This is a genomic window from Burkholderia sp. BCC0419, from assembly GCF_902830285.1.
Taxonomy (GTDB): Bacteria; Pseudomonadota; Gammaproteobacteria; order Burkholderiales; family Burkholderiaceae; genus Burkholderia.
Window position 1 is genome coordinate 901864 of the sequence record NZ_CADESR010000001.1, and the last position, 16959, is coordinate 918822.

At 67.7% G+C, this 16959-nt stretch carries 14 protein-coding genes; 8 read left to right on the top strand and 6 right to left on the bottom strand.

The window, feature by feature from the left end; all coding sequences use genetic code 11:
• The first annotated feature begins 50 nt into the window (after positions 1–50).
• The 3 genes from HWW87_RS04015 to HWW87_RS04025 are packed head-to-tail and all read left to right on the top strand — an operon-like array spanning position 51 to position 4735.
• Positions 51–2987 carry a molybdopterin oxidoreductase family protein gene (locus HWW87_RS04015; protein ID WP_175819330.1) on the top strand — a complete coding sequence of 979 codons (2937 nt, stop codon included), beginning with the start codon at positions 51–53 and terminating at the stop codon, positions 2985–2987.
• Between the two features lie 16 nt (positions 2988–3003).
• Positions 3004–3750, top strand: coding sequence for a 4Fe-4S dicluster domain-containing protein (locus tag HWW87_RS04020; protein WP_175819331.1), 747 nt, complete (start codon positions 3004–3006; stop codon positions 3748–3750).
• Between the two features lie 37 nt (positions 3751–3787).
• Positions 3788–4735: a DmsC/YnfH family molybdoenzyme membrane anchor subunit gene (locus HWW87_RS04025; RefSeq protein WP_175819332.1), complete on the top strand. Its 948-nt coding sequence runs from the start codon at positions 3788–3790 to the stop codon at positions 4733–4735.
• Positions 4736–4761: 26 nt separating this feature from the next.
• On the opposite strand, the gene HWW87_RS04030 is transcribed toward HWW87_RS04025, so the two are convergent.
• Complete coding sequence (locus HWW87_RS04030) at positions 4762–5514, bottom strand: IclR family transcriptional regulator (protein ID WP_175819333.1); 753 nt, start codon at positions 5512–5514, stop codon at positions 4762–4764.
• Positions 5515–5699: 185 nt separating this feature from the next.
• Here HWW87_RS04030 and HWW87_RS04035 point away from each other — a divergent pair, with 185 nt between their 5' ends.
• Together HWW87_RS04035 and HWW87_RS04040 are read left to right on the top strand one after the other, a co-directional pair.
• The gene (locus HWW87_RS04035) at positions 5700–6689 is read left to right on the top strand and encodes an AAA family ATPase (protein ID WP_175819334.1); all 990 of its coding nucleotides are present in this window, start codon (positions 5700–5702) and stop codon (positions 6687–6689) included.
• The gene (locus tag HWW87_RS04040) at positions 6686–8407 is read left to right on the top strand and encodes a cobalt chelatase (protein WP_175819335.1); all 1722 of its coding nucleotides are present in this window, start codon (positions 6686–6688) and stop codon (positions 8405–8407) included. Before HWW87_RS04035 ends, HWW87_RS04040 begins: the two co-directional genes overlap by 4 nt.
• A 23-nt stretch (positions 8408–8430) precedes the next feature.
• Here HWW87_RS04040 and HWW87_RS04045 read toward each other — a convergent pair whose 3' ends face one another.
• From HWW87_RS04045 to HWW87_RS04060, 4 genes are all read right to left on the bottom strand, one after another.
• Entirely contained in the window at positions 8431–9198 is a 768-nt protein-coding gene (locus HWW87_RS04045; protein ID WP_175819336.1) for a sulfite exporter TauE/SafE family protein, read from the bottom strand.
• Positions 9195–10229 carry a phosphate acetyltransferase gene (gene pta, locus HWW87_RS04050; RefSeq protein WP_175819337.1) on the bottom strand — a complete coding sequence of 345 codons (1035 nt, stop codon included), beginning with the start codon at positions 10227–10229 and terminating at the stop codon, positions 9195–9197. The genes HWW87_RS04045 and pta overlap by 4 nt, the downstream gene beginning before the upstream one ends.
• A gap of 117 nt (positions 10230–10346) precedes the next feature.
• Complete coding sequence (gene xsc / locus HWW87_RS04055) at positions 10347–12164, bottom strand: sulfoacetaldehyde acetyltransferase (RefSeq protein WP_175819338.1); 1818 nt, start codon at positions 12162–12164, stop codon at positions 10347–10349.
• Between the two features lie 172 nt (positions 12165–12336).
• A complete protein-coding gene (locus HWW87_RS04060) occupies positions 12337–12735 on the bottom strand; it encodes a nuclear transport factor 2 family protein (protein WP_175819339.1) in 399 nt (132 codons plus the stop codon).
• 682 nt (positions 12736–13417) lie between these two features.
• On the opposite strand from HWW87_RS04060, the gene HWW87_RS04065 reads away from it, so the two are divergent.
• Entirely contained in the window at positions 13418–14170 is a 753-nt protein-coding gene (locus HWW87_RS04065) for a hypothetical protein (RefSeq protein ID WP_175819340.1), read from the top strand.
• Positions 14160–14597: a DUF4279 domain-containing protein gene (locus tag HWW87_RS04070; protein ID WP_175819341.1), complete on the top strand. Its 438-nt coding sequence runs from the start codon at positions 14160–14162 to the stop codon at positions 14595–14597. The genes HWW87_RS04065 and HWW87_RS04070 overlap by 11 nt, the downstream gene beginning before the upstream one ends.
• Before the next feature lie 203 nt (positions 14598–14800).
• On the opposite strand, the gene HWW87_RS04075 is transcribed toward HWW87_RS04070, so the two are convergent.
• A complete protein-coding gene (locus HWW87_RS04075; RefSeq protein WP_175819342.1) occupies positions 14801–16327 on the bottom strand; it encodes a PLP-dependent aminotransferase family protein in 1527 nt (508 codons plus the stop codon).
• Positions 16328–16590: 263 nt separating this feature from the next.
• On the opposite strand from HWW87_RS04075, the gene HWW87_RS04080 reads away from it, so the two are divergent.
• The gene (locus tag HWW87_RS04080; RefSeq protein ID WP_175819343.1) at positions 16591–16929 is read left to right on the top strand and encodes a GNAT family N-acetyltransferase; all 339 of its coding nucleotides are present in this window, start codon (positions 16591–16593) and stop codon (positions 16927–16929) included.
• The last annotated feature ends 30 nt before the right edge of the window (positions 16930–16959 follow it).

Consider the following 16959-nt stretch of genomic DNA (forward strand, 5'->3'; position numbering starts at 1 on the left):
ACCGGTGCGCCCCGACGGAGCGCACCGTCATCCGCGAACGAGGACAGACGATGGAACATCGGGCACGCGAGCGCGACGAGCAGGCCGAGATCAAGACGACGACCTGCTACATGTGCGCATGCCGCTGCGGCATCCGCGTACACCTGCGCGACGGCGAAGTGCGCTATATCGACGGCAATCCGCAACATCCGCTGAACCAGGGTGTCATCTGCGCGAAAGGTTCGTCGGGGATCATGAAGCAGTACTCGCCCGCGCGGCTCACGCAGCCGCTGATGCGCAAGCCGGGCGCCGAGCGCGGCGATGCGCAGTTCGAGCCGGTGTCGTGGGAAGTCGCGTTCGACGTGCTCGAGAAGCGCCTGTCGCATCTGCGCGCGACCGACCCGAAGCGTTTCGCGCTGTTCACGGGCCGCGACCAGATGCAGGCGCTCACCGGCCTGTTCGCGAAACAGTTCGGTACGCCGAACTATGCGGCGCACGGCGGGTTCTGCTCCGCGAACATGGCGGCCGGGATGATCTACACGATCGGCGGCTCGTTCTGGGAGTTCGGCGGCCCCGATCTCGACAACGCGAAGCTGTTCTTCATGATCGGCACCGCCGAGGATCACCATTCGAATCCGCTGAAGATCGCGCTCGGCAAGTTCAAGCGCGCGGGCGGCCGCTTCATCGCGATCAATCCGGTGCGCACCGGTTATGCGGCGATCGCCGACGAATGGATTCCGATTCGCCCCGGCACCGACGGCGCGCTGTTCATGGCGCTGATGCACGAGCTGATCGCACGCGATGCGTTCGACCACGAATTCGTGTCGCGCTTCACGAACGCGGCGGAACTGATCGACCGGCGTGACGGCGCCGACACGTTCGGGCTGTTCGTGCGCGACGCCGATGCGCCGGAGGTCAACGCGCTGTACCCGCAGAACCGGATGTGGTGGGACACGAAGACGAACCGCGCGGTGCTGCACCACGCGGAAGGCGCGGAGCCGGCGCTCGACGGCCGCTATACGCTCGACGACGGCACGCCGGTCGCGCCGTCGTTCACGCTGCTGCGCGAACAGGTGGCCGACTGCACGCCCGAATGGGCGGCCGACATCACCGGCATCGCGGCCGACACGATTCGCCGCCTCGCCAGCGAGATGGAGACGGTTGCGCGCGAGCAGGCGATCGAGCTGCCGGTACGCTGGACCGATTCGTGGGGCAACGCGCATGAATCGGTGAAGGGCGTGCCGATTGCATTCCACGCGATGCGCGGGCTGGCCGCGCATTCGAACGGCTTCCAGACGATTCGCGCGCTCGCGGTGCTGATGTCGCTGCTCGGCACGATCGACCGGCCGGGCGGCTTCCGCCACAAGGCGCCGTATCCGCGCGCGGTGCCGCCTTCGGCGAAACCGCCGAACGATCCCGGCCAGATCAGGCCGAACACGCCGCTCGCGACCGGCCCGCTCGGCTGGCCGGCCGGCCCGGAGGACCTGTTCGTCCATCCGGACGGCACGCCCGCGCGGCTCGACAAGGCGTTCTCGTGGGAATACCCGCTCGCGGTGCACGGGCTGATGCATTCGGTGATCACCAACGCGTGGCGCGGCGATCCCTATCCGATCGACACGCTGCTGATCTTCATGGCCAACATGGCGTGGAATTCGTCGATGAATACGACGGAAGTGCGCAAGATGCTGGTCGACAAGCGCGACGACGGCGAATACCGGATTCCGTTCCTCGTCGTGTGCGACGCGTTCGCGTCGGAGATGACCGCGTTCGCCGACCTGATCCTGCCCGACACGACCTACCTCGAACGGCATGACGTGATGTCGGTGCTCGACCGGCCGATCTCCGAATTCGACGGGCCGGTCGACTCGGTGCGCGTGCCGGTCGTGCCACCGACCGGCGAATGCAAACCGTTCCAGGAGGTGCTGATCGAGCTGGCCAGCCGGCTGAAGTTTCCGGCCTTCACGACGCCGGACGGGCAGCGCAAGTACCGCGACTATCCGGATTTCGTCGTCAATTTCCAGACCGCGCCGGATTCCGGCACCGGCTTCCTGATCGGCTGGCGCGGCAAGAACGGCGACAAGGCCGTCGTCGGCGAGCCGAACCCGGACCAGTGGAAACGCTACGCGGAGAACAACTGCGTGTACCACCACCGGCTGCCGGAGCCGCTGCAGTACATGCGCAACTGCAACGGGCCATACATGCAATGGGCGGTCGACAACGGGATGCGCAAGTTCGGCGTGCCGATCGTGATCCAGCTCTACTCGGACGTGATGCAGAAATTCCGGCTCGCCGCGCAGGGCCGCACGTCGGGCCGCCAGCCGCCGGATCATCTGCGCGAGCGCATCGCGCGCTATTTCGACCCGCTGCCGTTCTGGCATCCGTCGCTCGAAAGCGGGCTGACCGACGCGAACCGCTATCCGCTCGCGGCGATCACGCAGCGGCCGATGGCGATGTACCACTCGTGGGATTCGCAGAACGCGTGGCTGCGGCAGATCCACGGCGAGAACCACCTGTTCGTGAACCCCGTGACGGCCGCTGCGCAGCAGATCGACGACGGCGCATGGATCTACGTCGAATCGCCGTGGGGCAAGGTGCGGTGTCGCGCCCGCTACAGCGAGGCCGTCGAGCCTGGCACCGTATGGACCTGGAACGCGATCGGCAAGGCGGCCGGCGCGTGGAACCTCGGCCCGCAAGCGGGCGAATCGCAGCGCGGCTTCCTGCTCAATCACGTGATCACCGACGAGCTGCCCGACGCGGCGCGAAGCGGTGCGCGGCTGTCGAACTCCGATCCGGTGACCGGACAGGCCGGCTGGTACGACGTGCAGGTGCGGATCTACCCGGCCGAGGCCGATGCGGCGACCACGCTGCCGCAGTTCGCGCCGATGCCGGCGCTGCCGGGCACGCCGCGCGTGCTGCAGCGCGTGCAGGCGTATTTCGCGGGAACCGGCGCATTCGCCGCGCGGCTGCGGCGCGCGGCGTCGACGGGCCCGAAGTCTGACGATCGCTGATCGAAGGAGCGCAACCATGACCCAGATGGCCCTCGTCATCGACCTGAACGTGTGCGTCGGCTGCCATGCCTGCGTGACGAGCTGCAAGGAATGGAACACGTCGGGCGAAGCCGGCAGCCTCGCCGACCTGCGCCCGTACGACGACGATCCGTCCGGCACGTTCTTCAATCGCGTGCAGACCTACGAAGCCGGCGTGTTCCCGATGACGGACACGATCCACTTCCCGAAGTCGTGCCTGCACTGCGAGGATCCGCCGTGCGTGCCGGTCTGCCCGACCGGCGCGAGCTTCAAGCGCAAGTCGGACGGCATCGTGCTGGTCGACTACGACAAGTGCATCGGCTGCAAGTACTGCGCGTGGGCATGCCCGTACGGCGCGCGCGAACTCGACGAAGGCCGCAAGGAGATGACGAAGTGCACGCTGTGCGCGGACCGCATCGACAACGAAGCGCTGCCCGAACGCGATCGCAAGCCGGCGTGCGTGCTCGCGTGCCCGACGTCGGCACGGCTGTTCGGCGACGTGCACGATCCCGAATCGGACGTGTCGCGTGCGATCCGCGACCGTGGCGGCTATGCGCTGATGCCCGAGTGGGGCACGCGGCCGTCGAACCATTACCTGCCGCGCGTGAAGACCGAAGCGTCGTGCGGGTGCGGCAGCAGCAGCGGATGTGGCAGCGCGTCGAACGGGCGCGACGACGACGCGTCGTTCGAGGCCCGTGCGGCGCGCGGCGAAATCGATCTCGTGACGCTGGCGACCCGGCGCTGAGCGTCGCGCATTTCATTCAGACACTGACGGAGTTTCCATGCGCCCAGCCTTTTCGGTCGTTTTTCTCACCACGCTGTGCGGCGCCGCACAGGGCCTGCTGCTGACGCTCGTGATCGTCGAGGCGCTGGCGCGGCTGGCCGGCGTCGACGTGGCGGCCGCGTTCTACGTGACCGGCGCCGCATTGTCGGTCGCGCTCGGCGTGCTCGGCCTGTTCGCGTCGTTTTTCCATCTCGGCCACCCGGAACGCGCATGGCGCGCGATCGCGATGTGGCGCACGTCGTGGCTGTCGCGCGAGTGCATCGCGCTGCCGGTGTTTCTCGCATGCGCGTTCGCGTATGGCGCGGCGCATCTGTTCGGCTGGCTCGGCACGCTGCTGATCGGGGCGGCGGGCGCGCTCGCGAGCGTCGCGCTGTTCGTCTGCACCGCGATGATCTACGCGTGCCTGCGCTTCCTGCAGGAATGGGCGAGCCCGCTGACGCTCGTGAATTTCATGCTGCTCGGCTGCGCATCGGGCTGCACGCTCGCGACGGCCTGCGCCGCGTGGCTCGCGCCGGCGCTGGTCGGCCGGCTCGCAGTGGCCGCCTGCGTGCTGACGTTCGCGGGCGGCGTGGCCCGGCTCGCGTCGCTCGCACGCAATGCACGGCTGCGGCCGAAGTCGACCGTGCAGAGCGCGACGGGGATCCGCCATGCGAAGGTCGAGCAGAAGTCGCGCGGCTTCACGGCCAGCGCGTTCAACACGAAGGAGTTCTTTCACGGGCAGGGCAACGGCACGCTGCGCGCGGTGAAGGCCGGCTTCCTGATCGGCGCATTCGCGGTGCCGTTCGTGCTGACCGGCGCCGGCGCGCTCGCGCCGACCTCGATCGCGACGGCCGTCGCGATCGGCGCGGCGTTCGTGATCCAGTACGCGGGGCTGGTCGCGGAGCGCTGGTTCTTCTTCGCGGATGCGCGGCATCCGCAGAATATCTACTACCAGCGCGCGTCATGACGCGGCAGGCGCGCCGCCGCGCGGCACTAGAACGTTTGCGCGAGCGCGCGGGCCGCGTCCTGCAGCCGCGGCACGTGGTCGAGCAGCCGCGACAGCGGCGCGCGCGACACCGGCGCATGGACGGCGACCGCGGCGATGCATGCGCCGTCGGCGTCGAGCACCGGCGCCGCGATGCAGGCGATCCCCGCGACGAATTCCTCGTTGTCGATCGCGATGCCCTTGTGCGCGGTGCGGTCGAGTTCGGCTTCGAGCAGTTCGGGGTCGGAGATCGTGTTCGGCGTATGGCGCGGCAGCGCCATCGTGCGCACCAGCGCCGCCCGTTCGTCGCGCGGCAGCAGCGCGAGCAGCAGCTTGCCGCTGGCGCTGCAGTAGGCGGGCACGCGCGAGCCGGGTTTCAGGTCGAGCCGCAGCGGCCAGTCGGCCTCGACGCGGTCGAGATAGACGACTTCCGTGTCGTGCAGGGCGGTCAGGTTGCAGGTCTCGGCGAGGTCGGCGACGAGCCGTTCGAGGATCGCATGGCGCAGCCGCCGCGTGCCCGCGTGCAGCATCACGCCGGTGCCGAGCCGCGCGAGGCGCGGGCCGACCGCATACGCGTTCTTGCGGCCCGGCTCGCGAATCACGAGCCCGCCGGCTTCGAGCGACGCGAGCATCCGGTGCAGCGAGGCCTTCGGGATATCGACGTCGCGCGCGAGATCGGCGAGCGACACGGCGTCGCCGGCCTGGACGAGATGTTCGAGCAGCGCGAAGGCGCGCAGCGTGGGCGTATCCGCGGGCAGCATGTCGGGCGTTCCGGAAACTGGACTGCGGCCATTGTACCGAACGGTCCGGCAGGCCGGCCGCACGGCGCGGTGTGCCATAGGAACCCGGCACGCATGTTGGGCAGCGGAACGAATCGTTCCGTCGACAGGATCGACGCAGGCGCCATCGACGCCTGCGCAACAGGCAACGACAGGAGCGCAACGCGATGGATGGGGTGACGAACAAGCCGGACTGCATGGTGTCGGCTCGCGAACGGTTCGGTTTCGATTCGGACCTGATGGTGCCCGCGTTCAGCGTGCGCGACGATCACGTACCCGATATCGACGACGCGTACCGCTTCAACCCGGACGTCACGCTCGCGATTCTCGCGGGCTTCGCGCGCAACCGCCGCGTGCTCGTGCAGGGGATGCACGGCACCGGAAAGTCGACGCATATCGAGCAGGTCGCGGCGCGGCTGAACTGGCCGTGCGTGCGCGTGAACCTCGACGGCCACATCAGCCGGCTCGACCTCGTCGGCAAGGATGCGATCGTCGTGCGCGACGACGTGCAGGTGACCGAATTCCAGGAAGGGATCGTGCCGTGGGCGCTGCAGCGTCCGGTCGCGCTGATCTTCGACGAATACGATGCGGGGCGGCCCGACGTGATGTTCGTGATCCAGCGGATCCTCGAGCGCGACGGCAGGTTCACGCTGCTCGACCAGAACCGCGTGATCCATCCGCATCCGTCGTTCCGGCTGTTCGCGACCGCGAACACGGTCGGGCTCGGCAACCTGAACGGGCTCTACCACGGCACGCAGATGCTCAACCACGCGCAGATGGACCGCTGGAACGTGGTCGCGACGCTCGACTACCTGCCGCGCGACGAGGAGATCGGCATCGTGCGCGCACGCGTGCCGGCACTCGCGGACGAGGCCGGCCGCCCGCTGCTCGAATCGATGGTGAGTCTTGCCGAGCTGACGCGCAACGGTTTCGCGATTGGCGATTTGTCGACGCTGATGTCGCCGCGCACGGTGATCGACTGGGCCGAGAACTGCCAGATCTTCCGCGATCCGGCGCTTGCGTTCCGGCTGACGTTCCTGAACAAGTGCGACGACGCCGAGCGGCCGGTCGTCGCCGAGTATTACCAGCGCTGCTTCGGCGAGGAACTGGCGGTCGCGTCGCGCGCCGGCGGCGGCGAGCCGGGAGCGGGACGGTGAGTACCGATCGCGACGCGGCGCGCCGTGCTGCCGCGCGCGAAGCGCTGGGCGCGTCGACCGTGCGGGCGCTGACGCGCGATGCGGCGCTGCATTACCGTGCGGGCCGCGTATGCCGCGACCTGCGGCCGCTGCCGATCCATGCGCCGCATCTGCGCGCGCAGGCTGCAGACGACGATCTCGCGTCGTGGCGCGGCGCGACCGACGGCGCGGCATTGCGCATCCTGCACTCCGATGCCGACCTGCATCGCGCGCTGTCCGGCGACGATCCGGTCGAACGCGTGCTGTTCGAGATGCTCGAGCAACTGCGCTGCGAATCGCTGGCGTCGCCGGCGATGCGCGGTGTCGTGCAGAACCTGCGCCATCGTTTCGAAACCTGGTCGCGCGCGTTTCACCGGTCGGGGCAAGCCGATACGCATGTCGGAATCCTGGTCTACACGGTCGCGCAGATCGCATGGTCGCGGCTGACCGGATGGCCCGTGCTCGAGGAAACGGAAGACCTGATCGAAGCGTCGCGCGCGGCGCTCGTGCCGGAGATCGGCGGGGCGCTCGCGGGGCTGCGCCGCTGCCGGCACGACCAGCGCGCGTTCGCCGACCATGCACTGGCGCTGGCGCGACGCATTGCGTCGATGATCCGCGACGCGCGCGCGACCGTCGTCGAAACCGAGACGCAAGACGCGCGCGAGCAGGACGACGCGCTGACGAACTTCTCGCTGTGGGTCGATTTCGACGAGACGGGCATCGACCTGCCGGCGCTCGTGGAGACCGGCGACAGTGCCGTGTTGCAAGGCGGCGGCGCCACGTATCGGTCGTACACGACGCGCTACGACCGCGAATTCGAGCCGGCTGCGCAGATCCGCGCGGCCTTGCTGCGCGAGTATCGCGACCGGCTCGACGCGCAGGTGGCCGCGCAGCGGATCAACGTCACGCGGCTCGCGCGCGTGCTGCGCGCGGCGCTCGTCGTTCCGCAGGCGGACGGCTGGTCGTTCGGCGAGGAACACGGCCGCCTCGACGGCCGCCGGCTCGCGCAGCTGGTCAGCTCGCCGGCCGAACGGCGCTTGTTCCGGCTCGAACGCGTGCGGCCGCAGGCCGATTGCGCGCTCGCGTTCCTGATCGACTGCTCGGGCTCGATGAAGGCGTGGATCGACGGCGTCGCGCTGATGGTCGACACGCTGGCGCGCGCGGGCGACGCCGCGGGCCTCGCGACCGAGGTGCTGGGTTTCACGACGCTCGCATGGAACGGCGGCCGCGCGCGTCAGGACTGGCTCGCGCGCGGCAAGCCGCGCCATCCGGGACGCCTCAACGAAGCCGGCCACCTGGTGTTCAAGGACGCCGATACGCGCTGGCGGCACGCGCGTGCCGGCATTGCCGCGCTGTTCAAGGCCGACCTGTTCCGCGAAGGGATCGACGGCGAAGCGGTCGAATGGGCGTGCGCGCGGCTCGCGGCGCGGCCGGAGGCGAGAAAGATCCTCGTCGTGATCTCGGACGGCAGCCCGATGGACGGTGCGACGGCGCTCGCGAACGATCCGTTTTACCTCGACAACCATCTGAAGCAGGTGGTCGCGCGCCAGCAGGCGGCCGGCCGCATCGACGTGCTCGGACTCGGCGTCGGGCTAGATCTCGGCCCGTACTACCGGCACCGGCTTGCGATCGACCTGGCATCGGCGCCCGACATGAAGCGGCTCGTCGAAATCGCCGGCTGGATCGGCGCGCGGCGGTGAAATCGACGGGGAACGACAGGGAATCAGCCGCGATGCAGCAGCGGCGGCAGCGACGTCGCGATCAGCCCGACGCCGATCGCCATCAGCACGCCGAACGCGAGCCGGCGCAGCGCGACCGGCGACAGCGGCGGCGGGTAGTGTCGGCCGGCGACCGTCGTCAGCATCACGACCGGCGTCGCGAGCGCGGCCAGCAGCCAGATGTCGCGATCGAGCTGGCCTTCGCAGGCGCTGTACAGCACGCGCGTGGCCGACGTGGTCGTGAACAGCACGATCAGTGCGCAGCGAATCTGCACGAGCGTCAGCGGCTGCCGGTAGAACTGGAAGATCAACGGCGGCCCCGACACGCCGAACATCCCGCTCAGCAACCCGCCGAAGAGGCCGCTGACGAAGAAGCTGCGGTTGTCCGAGCGTGCCGTCAGCGGCGTCGGGCGCAGCGCCGCGCTCAGGCCGCCGTACAGCACGACCGCGCCGAGGATCAGTTGCAGCAGGTCGGCCGCCGAGCGGCTCAGGCATTCGAGCAGTACCACGCCCGCGACAACTGACGGCAGGATGCCGAGCGTTGCCGCGCCGACCGCACGCCAGTCGATGTGATGCAGCCGGCCCGGCAGCGCGGTCGCACCGTTTGCGAGCGACACGACGCTCATCAGCGTCGCGACGGTGGCGAGCGGCGCGAGCCCGAAGCCGCTCGTCGCGCCCATCACGATCATCCCGAGCCCGAAGCCCGTGACCGTCTGGAAATAGCTGCCGGCGCCGATCACCGCGATCAGGATCGCCAGTTTGTCGGCTGTCATGCGTGCGCGGCCTCGCCGGTTGCGGCCCGTTGCGCGGCCGCCTGCGCCTGCACGGTGGTTGCCGCGATCACGTGATACACGTCGTCGGCGCTGCAGCCGCGCGACAGGTCGTTCGCGGGCCGGCGCAAGCCCTGCAGCAGCGGGCCGACGGCCTTCGCGCGGCCGATCCGCTCGGCGAGCTTGTAGCCGATGTTGCCGGCTTCGAGGCTCGGGAACACGAGCACGTTCGCGTGGCCGCCGACCTGCGAATGCGCGATCTTGCGCTCGGCGATTTCCGCGACGATCGCCGCGTCGAGCTGCACGTCGCCGTCGATCGCGAGCGCCGGGCGCAACTCGCGCACGTGCGCAGTCGCGGCCGTCACCTTGTCGACCGCCGCATGGTGCGCGCTGCCGCTCGTCGAGAACGACAGCATCGCGACGCGCGGTTCCTCGCCGAGCAGCGCGTGCGCGCTGTCGGCGGCGGCCATCGCGATCTCGGCGAGCTGGCCGGCATCCGGATCGACCACGAGCGCGCAGTCGGAGAAGATCAGCCCGCCCTTGATCGTATGGAACGGCTCGCACAGCATCATCAGGAAGAAGCTCGACACGATCCGGAATGCCGGATCGACGCCGATCAGCTGGATCGCCGCGCGCACGACGTCGGCCGTCGCATGCACGGCGCCCGCGACCGAGCCGTCCGCATCGCCGAGCCGCACCATCAGGTTCGCATGGCAGAGCGGGTCGAGCACCGCGTCGCGCGCGGCGTCGGCCGTCATGCCCTTGGCCTGGCGCAGCGCATGCAGGGCGTCGGCATACGCGTCGCGTTGCGGGGCGGTGGCCGGATCGACGAGCGCCATGCCGTCGAGGTCGAGCGCGTCGCGCGCGGCCGCCGCGTGGATGGCCGCGCGGTCGCCGACGAGCACGATGCGGGCGATGCCGTCGCGCGTCGCGCGGGCGGCGGCGTGCAGCACGCGCGGGTCGTCGGCTTCGCACAGCGCGATGCGCATCGGCTGGCGGCGCGCGGATTCGAGAATGCGGTCGAGGGCTTTCATCGGGAATTCGAAGTAAAAAAGGCCGGATGCGGCGGCCCGCACGGGGCACGGCGTCCGGCCGGGTTCCGGCCGTGCGGGGAGGGCGCGGCCGGAGGCGGGTGCGTCAGCGACGCGGCATCACACGTAGTCCTTGTACTTGTCGAGCATGCGAACCGGCTTCGACAGTGCGTCGCGGCGGAACGGATCGCCGAGTTCGCGCGTGCACATGATCTCGATGATCGTCGTCTTGCCTTCGTTCATCTGCAGGTCGATCGCGCGCTTGAGCGCCGGGCCGACCTCCTCGAGACGGTCGACCGTGATCCCTTCCGCGCCCATCGCGCGGGCGATCGCCGCGAAGCTCTGGTTGTCGAGCTCGCCCGCAACGAAGCGGCGGTTGTAGAAGTCGACCTGGTTCTTCTTCTCCGCGCCCCATTGACGGTTGTGGAACACGACGGCCGTCACCGGGATGTCGTGGCGCACGCAGGTCATCGTTTCCATCAGGCTCATGCCCCACGCGCCATCGCCCGCATACGACACGGCCGGGCGGTGCGGTGCGGCGACCTTCGCGCCGATGATCGTCGGGAACGCGTAGCCGCAGTTGCCCCAGCTCATCGCCGCGAAGAAGCTGCGCGGCTTGTTGAAGCGCAGGTAGCTGTTCGCGACCGAGTTGATGTTGCCGATGTCGGTCGACACCATCACGTCCTCGGGCATCGCCTTTTCGAGCTCGCGCAGCACCTGGCGCGGATGCAGGTAGCGTCCGCCGTTGAAGGTCTTTTCGTGCTTCTGCTCCTCGATCATGTCGAGGCTGTATGCGTCGCGCTCGTGCGTCCAGTCGTCGAGTTCCTTTTCCCACGCGGCCTTCTCGGTCGCGATCTGGTCGGCGCGCTCGCCGCGCGAGCCGTCGCATGCGAGCGTGCGGCCGTAGAGGCGCTGCGTGAGCGCGACGGCGGCCGCCTTCGAGTCGCCGCAGATGCCGACCGAGATCTTCTTCACGAGGCCGAGCATCTTGTGGTCGGCGTCGATCTGGATGATCTTCGCGTCCTTCGGCCAGTAGTCCATCCCGTGCTGCGGCAGCGTGCCGAACGGCCCGAGGCGCGAGCCGAGCGCGATCACGACGTCCGCGCGCGACAGCAGCTTCATCGCCGCCTTCGAGCCCTGGTAGCCGAGCGGGCCGCACCACAGCGGGTGGTTCGCCGGGAACGAGTCGTTGTGCAGGTAGCTGTTGACGACCGGTGCGCCGAGCCGTTCGGCGAGCGCCTTGCATTCGTCGATCGCATCGGCCATCACGACGCCGCCGCCCGAGATGATCACCGGGAATTTCGCCTGCGCGATCAGATCGGCCGCGTCGTTCAGGCTCTGTTCGCCGCCGGGGCCGCGATCGAGCCGGCGCGGTTGCGGAATCTCGACCTTGACCTTGCCGTAGAAGTAGTCGCGCGGAATGTTCAGCTGTGTCGGGCCCATCTCGGCCTGTGCGCGGTCGAAGCAGCGCGCGGTGAATTCGGCCATCCGCGCCGGGTGCGTGACGTGGCCCTGGTACTTCGTGAATTCCTGGAACATCGGCAACTGGTTCGCTTCCTGGAAGCCGCCGAGACCGATGCCCATCGTGCCGGCTTCCGGCGTGACGATCACGACCGGGCTGTGAGCCCAGTACGCGGCCGCGATCGCGGTCACGCAATTGCTGATGCCGGGGCCGTTCTGGCCGATCACGACGCCGTGGCGGCCCGACACGCGTGCATAGCCGTCGGCCATGTGGCCCGCGCCCTGTTCGTGCACGACCGGGATCAGCCGGATGCCGGCCGGCGCGAAGATGTCCATCGCGTCCATGAACGCGGAGCCCATGATGCCGAACATGTCGGTCACGCCGTTGGCCGCGAGGGTCTCGACGAAGGCTTCGGACGGAGTCATGTCCTGCGGGCCGCCGGTCGATGCACGCAGGGAAGGGGATTGTTCGCTCATGGGTTGTCTCCGATTGTTCAATTAACGGAACGTCTTGTTCCAGATGCTATTGGCTGGGAAAAACCGGTCAAGTCATTCCGTCCGCTGGCGGGGAATGTGGAATGAAATGAAATGATTCGTTTCAAAATGCGCGTTCGGGCTGCTTGGCTCGAACGCACGCGACGGGGCGCGCTCAGGCCGGCTGCTTCGGCCGTTCCTTGCGGAATGCGCGCTTGACGGCGATCAGCCCGTCGCGGAATTCGAACAGGTCGCAGCCTTCGGCCTCGATGCGCCAGCCTTCCGCGTGCGTGCCGGTGAACACCCATTCGGATAGGCCGTGCTCGCCGGTGACGGTGTGGCTGCCGTGGCCCCAGTGCGCATCCGGGAAGGTCTTGAACACGGCTTCGAACGCGGCGCGTACCGCGTCGCGGCCGACGAAGCGCGTGCCGTGAATGTCGGGCCCGCCGGCCGCGTCGAACACGCAGTCCTCGGTCATGAAGCCCATCAGCGCGTGGGCGTCATGCCGGTTGAAGGCGTCGGAAAATGCCGCGAGCGTGGCGGCCGTGACGGGGGCGGTAAGCGTGTCGGACATAACGTGTCTCCTGTCGAATGATGGGCGGTGCGCAAGGCGCTGGCGCGCATGCGGCACGCGGTATCGACACGTTAGTGAGCGCTCGTTTTTGGCGGTAGCGCCAGTGGGGGGGATTCGGTTGGGCCAGGGGGGCGGTGGTTCGACTCGTCTTCGGTCCTTTCTCGCGCCGTGCCGGACGACTCGACATTGGATCAAGGATGCGGGTCTGAATGGTCTCGAGAAATCACTGACGGGGAATCAGGTTTGATTGAGATCGGGGTGGTTATTAAATTGCTGTTGGGAAATCAATCGGATAAGTTCTAAATATAATTTTATTTTGGCATTGCCTATATTTAACAATTGTTTTAATTTTTCATGTGATCTCATGGTGGCGTTCATCGACCAAAATCGCCACAGAGAACGATGAATAAAAAGTCCTGCTGCCTGGTGTATTCCAGTTTCCGTGGAATGGTCGTGGCTCTCGAGTAAACGGCTAGCGCCTTGGCGACACGCGCTTGCTGATTGGCGCTGCTTCGCTAGCGGCACGCCATCCATTGACCGGCACGCATGCGGTCCAGGCGTATAACGGATTGCCGCAGGTGAATGCCACAAAACCATCGCGTGCCGGGGAGGGTGGTCAACGGCTCTATTGTGTTATCCCGCTTTGCAATGCAGATTAATCTAAAAAAGCGGAGCATGCGGGATGACCTCAGTAACGCTCGATTTAGGTTCAGGAAAACGCGCGACGTTGACTCGCGCCACAGGTTCTATCGGTGCAAACCAATCGACGGGACAACGCGGCGCTGTTTCGGAATTGATGCTGCACTGGCCGAGATATGCGGGCCTCACTACGAACGCATTGACGTACATGCGGCAACTCGGCCTGGATGTGCTCCAGGGCACACCGCTCGACGCGCTAAAATCCGCCATAGAAACCGGTCGCGTGGCGGTCGAAATTGATCGCAAAGTAGGCGGCGGTGGCGGTGGCGGTGGCGGCCAGCCGTCAACCCGGCCTTTCCCGCGAGTCAGCAGGCGTGCCGGCGTGCCGGGCATGACTTCGCTGCCGGCCGACAAACCCCTACCGAGTTGGGCGACGCCTAGCGGCGTGTCCGGCGACTCGCTGTTGGGTTACTTGGAAAGCGTTATCAGCGGGAGTGGCGCGGGCGGCACAGCCGGCTTCACGGGCGGTGCCTCGTCATTGTTGGGAGATGCGCAGTCGTTCGACTACGCCGCAGGCACAATTGGCGACAGCGTTGAATCGCTTGCTGCCGCGACCAGCAATCCGAACTTTGCGGCAAAGATGCTCGGCTACGATCGCAAGACGTTCGGGCAGATGCTGCATATCTTGAAGCCAACAAACGGCTTAGGACCTGCCGACAACGTTATCTTTCACGACAGCGGCGACGTCGAGTTCAAAGGCGTGATTATTGATAACATCCACGACTATGCACCCTGAGTCCCCTACGCCCACCGATAGCGCACTTGCGCACGCGACGTTCATCATTTCATCGGAGGACGCACACCCGGACACGTGGACCGCTTTCTTCGGCATCTTCCCGAGTCGGACGATCACGAAAGGAAAGCCCTATCTGCTGCCGTCCGGGCGCCTGAGTTCGCGGCCCGGAAAGCTCAATCTGTGGGCGCTGGAAAGCAAGGCCGCCGTTCAAAGCGATCGATTGGAGCCGCACCTTCGCTACCTGATCGACCGACTCTCGTTGCCGCGTGAAGGTCTCCTCGAGCGTATCGAGCAGGCCGGTGCGCGTATGAGGTTCTTCTGCTACTGGGACAACGAGAAGGGTGATCGTGTACCTCACGTGTCGGATGCTACCCGCCAGCTCATTGAAACAGTCGGGGCAGTGATCGAGATCGATGAATATCGATAGCATCTACCGCTGCTGGCGTCGCGCTGACGCCTGACGCGACGCGCGTACCTCAATCCACCTCCCGTCGTAACACTAGTGTGGGCTTACGCGCAGTTCCGGCTGCAACGCACGGCTGCACGCGCCACGGACGGCGGGTTCGTGACGATTCATTTCAGCAGCCGCCCGAACCATCCGAAACCGAAGGTCGGCGACCTCGTATCCGATCAACTCGCCGGCTTCTGCACCCGCACACACTGCGCGAGCGCCCGCACCCCCGGCTCGATCCGTTCGAGCGGAATCGCGGAAAACCCCATCCGGAAGCAGCGGCGCGCGTTGCTGTCGTCGTTCATGAAGAACACGCTGCCGGGTTCGATCAGAATCCCGGCTTCCTGCGCGTCCACCGCGAGACGCGCCGCATCGAGCCACGGCGGCCCCTCGACCCAGCACGACGCACCGCCCGTCACGCGCACATGGCGCGCTTCCGGCAGATGCGCATCGAGCGCGGCCATCAGCGCCAGCGAGCGTTCGCTGTACGCATGCGCGAGCCGGCGCAGCAACGCGTCGTGATGGCCGAGCGCGAGGAAGGTCGCGAATGCGCGCTGGATGTACGCGACCGGGTGGCGCACCATCAGCCGCCGCAGCGCACGCAATTCCCGGATCAGCTCGCGCGGCCCGACCACGTAGCCGAGCCGCAGGCCCGGCGCGAACGTCTTCGACAGGCTGCCGACGTAGATCACGCGGTCGGCCGTATCGAGGCTCTTCAACGCCGGATGCGGCGTGCCGGAGAACGTGTTCTCGCTCTCGTAGTCGTCCTCGATGATCACGAAATCGTGCTGCCGCGCGCAATCGAGCAGCGCGCGGCGCCGCTCGACCGGCATCGTCGCGGTGGTCGGGCATTGGTGGCTCGGCGTCACGTACACGTAGTCGCAGCGCGACAGCGTGTCGCCGAGCGCATCGGGCGCGATCCCGTGGCCGTCGACGGGCAGCGGCAGCAGCCGCGCGTTGCGGTTCTCGAAGATGTTGCGCGCGTCCGGATAGCCGGGATTCTCGAAGCCGACCGTCGTGTGCTTGCCGCACAGCAGGTCCGCGATCAGGTACAGCGCCTGCTGGCAGCCGTTCGTGACGACGATCTCGTCGGGCATCGCGAACACGCCGCGCCGCGGCAGCACGCGCGTGCGGATCTGCTGGATCAGCGATTCGTCGTCGCGCTCGATCAGGTCGGGCGCCCAGTTGCGGATCTCCATTACCGACAGCGCCTTCAGGCAGCATTCGCGCCAGTCGTTGGTCGGAAACAGCGACTGGTCGAACTGCCCGTAGATGAACGGATATTCGTAGTGCTGCCAGTTCGCGGGCTTCACGATGTTGCGCTGCCTCGACGGCGGATGCGCGATGCGTTGCTCCCACGCGGGGCGGCCCGGGCTGTCGCCGCCGGCCTCCGGTTTCGCAGCGGGCCTGGCGGCCGCGAAGCCGGGCACGCCTTCGAGCATCTTCGGGTTCACGAAGTGCCCGCTGCGTTCGCGCGAGATCAGGTAGCCCTCTTCGACGAGCATCTGGTACGCGAGCACGACGGTGTTGCGCGCGACGCCGAGCTGGTCGGCGAGCTCGCGGCTCGACGGCAGCGCGGCATCGGGCGCGAGCTGGCCGTCGAGGATCGCGGCCACCAGCATGCGCCGGATCTGGTCCTGCAGGCTCGACGCCGACGACCGCCGGAACTGCTGCGCCCATAAGGCGGTCGGGGGACGACTCGGCATGCTTCCTCCTGTGATCGGTACGGGAAACGCGAGGCGGCACGCGCGGCGGATGCGCAGGCCCGCGAGGGCGCGGTGTGGCGAGAATACGCGCGTCGCGCCGCGGATGTGGACTCAATGAAAGATGGCGTCTGGCACTACTGCGCGCGGACGTGGCAAGACGATACTCAACTCGTCGCGCCCACACGATCCGGATAACTCCCCGGTACGCGGGCGCAGGGAGGCGTGCGCGCGTCGCGTGCGCCGGCATCGTCACCGGAGGGGCCATGCACGTCGTCGTGTTCAGGGATCGCTACGCACGCGTGATCCGCATCGTGTTCAACGACGCGCGCGTGACGGCGGTCGCGTATCGCGACGACGAGGCGATCGGCGAACTCGGCATCGACGACGATGGCGACGCCGTGCGCACGCCGTCGCTCGCGCGGCTGTACGTCGAACCGGCCTACCGGCGCAGCGGCATCGCGCACACGCTGCTGGCGTGCGCGTCGCGCGAATTCGGGCGGCCGATCCGCATCGATACCGCCGCGCGCGAATGGCCCGATTCGCCGGCGTGGGCGACGCTGTGCCGCTGCCTCGAATACGAAGGGCTGGTCGTGGTGCGCTAGCCCGACAGCGTGGCCACGATCGCGCAACAC

Coding starts and splice junctions, on each gene's coding strand:
- HWW87_RS04015 (WP_175819330.1), top strand. CDS start 51: ATGGAACATCGGGCACGCGAGCGCGACGAGCAGGCCGAGATCAAGACG.
- HWW87_RS04020 (WP_175819331.1), top strand. CDS start 3,004: ATGACCCAGATGGCCCTCGTCATCGACCTGAACGTGTGCGTCGGCTGC.
- HWW87_RS04025 (WP_175819332.1), top strand. CDS start 3,788: ATGCGCCCAGCCTTTTCGGTCGTTTTTCTCACCACGCTGTGCGGCGCC.
- HWW87_RS04030 (WP_175819333.1), bottom strand. CDS start 5,514: ATGCTGCCCGCGGATACGCCCACGCTGCGCGCCTTCGCGCTGCTCGAA.
- HWW87_RS04035 (WP_175819334.1), top strand. CDS start 5,700: ATGGATGGGGTGACGAACAAGCCGGACTGCATGGTGTCGGCTCGCGAA.
- HWW87_RS04045 (WP_175819336.1), bottom strand. CDS start 9,198: ATGACAGCCGACAAACTGGCGATCCTGATCGCGGTGATCGGCGCCGGC.
- pta (WP_175819337.1), bottom strand. CDS start 10,229: ATGAAAGCCCTCGACCGCATTCTCGAATCCGCGCGCCGCCAGCCGATG.
- xsc (WP_175819338.1), bottom strand. CDS start 12,164: ATGAGCGAACAATCCCCTTCCCTGCGTGCATCGACCGGCGGCCCGCAG.
- HWW87_RS04060 (WP_175819339.1), bottom strand. CDS start 12,735: ATGTCCGACACGCTTACCGCCCCCGTCACGGCCGCCACGCTCGCGGCA.
- HWW87_RS04065 (WP_175819340.1), top strand. CDS start 13,418: ATGACCTCAGTAACGCTCGATTTAGGTTCAGGAAAACGCGCGACGTTG.
- HWW87_RS04070 (WP_175819341.1), top strand. CDS start 14,160: ATGCACCCTGAGTCCCCTACGCCCACCGATAGCGCACTTGCGCACGCG.
- HWW87_RS04075 (WP_175819342.1), bottom strand. CDS start 16,327: ATGCCGAGTCGTCCCCCGACCGCCTTATGGGCGCAGCAGTTCCGGCGG.
- HWW87_RS04080 (WP_175819343.1), top strand. CDS start 16,591: ATGCACGTCGTCGTGTTCAGGGATCGCTACGCACGCGTGATCCGCATC.